This is a genomic window from Methylibium sp. (assembly GCF_013817365.1).
In the GTDB taxonomy this organism is placed as follows: Bacteria; Pseudomonadota; Gammaproteobacteria; order Burkholderiales; family Burkholderiaceae_C; genus Methylibium.
Window position 1 is genome coordinate 1 of the sequence record NZ_JACDCU010000445.1, and the last position, 3,262, is coordinate 3,262.

Genomic DNA, 3,262 nt, shown 5'->3' on the forward strand with positions numbered 1-3,262 from the left:
AATCGTCGGCGCCGGTTTCCAGGCCATGCACCCGGTCCTCGATGGCGTCGCGCGCGGTCAGGATCAGCACGGGCAGCGTCGAGCCCTGCGCGCGCACGCGCTGCAGCGTCTCGAAGCCGTCGATGCTGGCCAGGCCGATGTCGAGGATGAGCAGATCGTAGGGATCAGCCTTGACCGACGCCGGCACCGGCTCGCCGCGTGCCGTGTGATCCACCACCCAGCCCTGCGAACGCAGCGCCCGGGCGGTCGATTCAGCCACGGCCGGATCGTCTTCGGCAAGCAGGATGTGCATGGTGGTGGGTGGCGTTGCGGGCAGGTCGCGCACACGGCTCGAACGAGCGATGCCGGGCACTGTAGCGCCGGCACTGCGGCCCCGCGGGGCGGCATCGTCATGCGCGGGGGCGGCGTGCTGACGCGGTGCTGACGCAAAGCCGCCAGCGCGGCTTCAGAAGAACGCCTGGATCCCCGTTTGCGCCCGGCCGAGGATCAACGCATGCACGTCGTGCGTGCCCTCGTAGGTGTTGACCGCCTCGAGATTGACCATGTGGCGGATCACGCCGAACTCGTCGGAAATGCCGTTGCCGCCGAGCATGTCGCGTGCGGTGCGGGCGATGTCGAGCGCCTTGCCGCAGGAGTTGCGCTTCATCAGCGAGGTGGCCTCGGGGGCTGCCGTGCCTTCGTCCTTCATGCGGCCCAGCCGCAGGCAGCCTTGCAGGCCGAGCGTGATGTCGGTCTGCATGTCGGCGAGCTTCTTCTGGATCAGCTGGTTGGCCGCCAGGGGGCGGCCGAACTGCTGGCGGTCGAGAACGTACTGTCGGGCGCGGTGCCAGCAGTCCTCGGCAGCGCCGAGCGCGCCCCAGGCGATGCCGTAGCGCGCGCTGTTCAGGCAGGTGAAGGGGCCCTTCAGACCGCGCACTTCGGGAAAGGCGTTTTCCTCGGGGCAGAACACCGCGTCCATGACGATCTCGCCGGTGATGCTGGCGCGCAGGCCGACCTTGCTGTGGATGGCCGGCGCCGACAGGCCCTTGGCGCCCTTGTCGAGGATGAAGCCGCGGATCTGGCCGTCGTCGTCCTTGGCCCAGACGAGGAAGACGTCGGCGATGGGCGAGTTGGTGATCCACATCTTGGTGCCGGTCAACTCGAAGCCGCCGGCCAACTTGCGGGCCCGGGTCACCATGCTGCTGGGGTCGGATCCATGGTTCGGCTCCGTCAGGCCGAAGCAGCCGATCCATTCGCCGCGCGCCAGGGGAGGCAGGTATTTCTGTTTCTGCGCCTCGGTGCCGAAGGTTTCGATCGGCACCATGACCAGCGAGGACTGCACGCTCATCATCGAGCGGTAGCCGGAATCGACACGTTCGACCTCCCGCGCGACCAGGCCGTAGCAGACGTAGTTGAGCGCAGCACCGCCATAGGCTTCGGAAATTGTGGCGCCGAGCAGGCCGAGCTCGCCCATCTCGCGAAAGATCGCGGGATCGGTCTTCTCATGGCGGAAGGCTTCGAGCACGCGCGGCGCGAGCCGGCCCTGGCAGTAGTCGCGCGCCGCGTCGCGTACCGCGCGCTCGTCGCCGGTGAGTTGCGAATCGAGCAGAAGGGGGTCGTCCCAATGGAAAGCAGCAGCCATGTTTGCTCCTAAGAATGGCCATCGAGTTTAGCGAGGGCTGTACGGCGGCCAAGCAACGCAGGTGACAGGTCCGCATTGCCCGCATGTCGGCGCACGAGTGAACCGACGCGGGTAAACACTAGTCTCAAACGAGTCCGTTCCACAAAGAACCTATTTGTTAGCGTGCGCTTGCTCTCTTTGCGATGCCTATTCATGTTGATAATCAATCGAACTGAATGGAGCATTGCATGGATTTTTAGCACTCCAGATGCATGAGTGCTAGTATTGCCGCCGAAAAGGAGAGCCCTCGATGTCCACAGCTGCTGTTCACGCTTTTCCCATGGCCGGCGCCTCGCCGGTGCCCATGCTGCGCGACCCCTGGGCGCTGGTGCCTTCGCTCGGCAACCTGGACGCCTACGTCTCGGCCGTCAACCGCTTGCCCATGCTCTTGCTCGAGGAAGAGCAGTCGCTGGGCCGGCGCCTGAGCGAGCACAACGATCTGGAGGCCGCGGGGCGGCTGGTGATGTCGCACCTGCGCCTGGTGGTGTCGGTGTCGCGCCAGTACTTGGGCTACGGCCTGCCGCACGGCGACCTCATCCAGGAAGGCAATGTCGGCCTCATGAAGGCCGTCAAGCGCTTCGATCCGAGCCATGGCGTTCGGCTGGTCAGTTACGCGCTGCACTGGATCAAGGCCGAGATCCACGAGTACGTGTTGAAGAACTGGCGCATGGTCAAACTGGCCACGACCAAGGCGCAGCGCAAGCTCTTCTTCAACTTGCGGTCCATGAAACAGGGCTTCAAGGGCGACGCCGACGACGCCGACCTGCACCGCAGCACCCTCACCGATGCCGAGATCGACATCGTCGCGCGCGACCTCAACGTCAAGCGCGAAGAGGTGATCGAGATGGAAACGCGCCTGTCCGGCGGCGACGTGGCCCTCGAGCCGCAAACTGACGACAGCGAGGAGAGTTATGCGCCGATTGCCTACCTGGCCGACGACAGTGCTGAGCCGACCCGGGTGCTGGACGCCCAGCGCCGCGATGTGCTGGCGAGCGATGGCATCAGCCTGGCGCTGGATGTGCTCGACACACGCAGCCGGCGCATCGTCGAGGAGCGCTGGCTCAAGGTCAACGACAACGGCTCGGGCGGCATGACGCTGCACGAACTGGCCTCCGAATACGGGGTGAGTGCCGAGCGCATCCGCCAGGTCGAAGTGGCGGCCATGAAGAAGATGAGGAAGGCGTTGGCTGAGTACGCCTGAGCCTCGGCTTACCAAAAAGAAGGCGGCCCGTGGGCCGCCTTTTTCGTGGCCGCGCCGCCCGATCGAAGTCAGGCCAGCAAGCGCTTCAGATCGGCGACCCACGCCTCGACCGGCTGGCCGTAGCGCACGAACAGGCGCAGCCGCCCCTGCGGATCGAACACGTACGCGCCGGCCGTGTGGTCCACCGAGTAGCTGCCGGGCTCCTTGCCCGGCACCTTCTGGAAGTAGGCCTTGAACGACTTGGCCAGCGCCTGCGTCTGCTCGACCGTGCCACGCAGTGCAATGAAGCTCGGGTCGAAGCTTGCCATGTACCGCTCGAGCAGCTTGGGCGTGTCGCGCTCGGGATCGACCGTGACGAACAGGGCCTGCAGCCGCTCACCGTCTTCGCCCAGTTTTTCCTT

Annotated in this window: 4 protein-coding genes; 1 reads left to right on the forward strand and 3 read right to left on the reverse strand. The window is 65.6% G+C overall.

Going from position 1 to position 3,262, the window contains the following annotated elements; all coding sequences use genetic code 11:
- Positions 1 to 292, reverse strand: a 292-nt coding sequence (locus tag H0W38_RS19400) for a response regulator (protein ID WP_292457243.1), incomplete at its 3' end; no start/stop codon positions are given.
- A 153-nt stretch (positions 293 to 445) separates the two neighbouring features.
- Positions 446 to 1,621: an acyl-CoA dehydrogenase gene (locus H0W38_RS19405; protein WP_292457246.1), complete on the reverse strand. Its 1,176-nt coding sequence runs from the start codon at positions 1,619 to 1,621 to the stop codon at positions 446 to 448.
- Positions 1,622 to 1,940: 319 nt separating this feature from the next.
- On the opposite strand from H0W38_RS19405, the gene rpoH reads away from it, so the two are divergent.
- Entirely contained in the window at positions 1,941 to 2,861 is a 921-nt protein-coding gene (gene rpoH, locus H0W38_RS19410; protein ID WP_292457250.1) for an RNA polymerase sigma factor RpoH, read from the forward strand.
- 68 nt (positions 2,862 to 2,929) lie between these two features.
- Here rpoH and H0W38_RS19415 read toward each other — a convergent pair.
- The coding region (locus H0W38_RS19415) for an SCO family protein (protein ID WP_292457248.1) at positions 2,930 to 3,262 on the reverse strand (333 nt) is incomplete at its 5' end.

Excerpts from the sequence above, each read along its gene's own strand:
- H0W38_RS19405 (WP_292457246.1), bottom strand. The coding sequence starts at position 1,621 with ATGGCTGCTGCTTTCCATTGGGACGACCCCCTTCTGCTCGATTCGCAA.
- rpoH (WP_292457250.1), top strand. The coding sequence starts at position 1,941 with ATGGCCGGCGCCTCGCCGGTGCCCATGCTGCGCGACCCCTGGGCGCTG.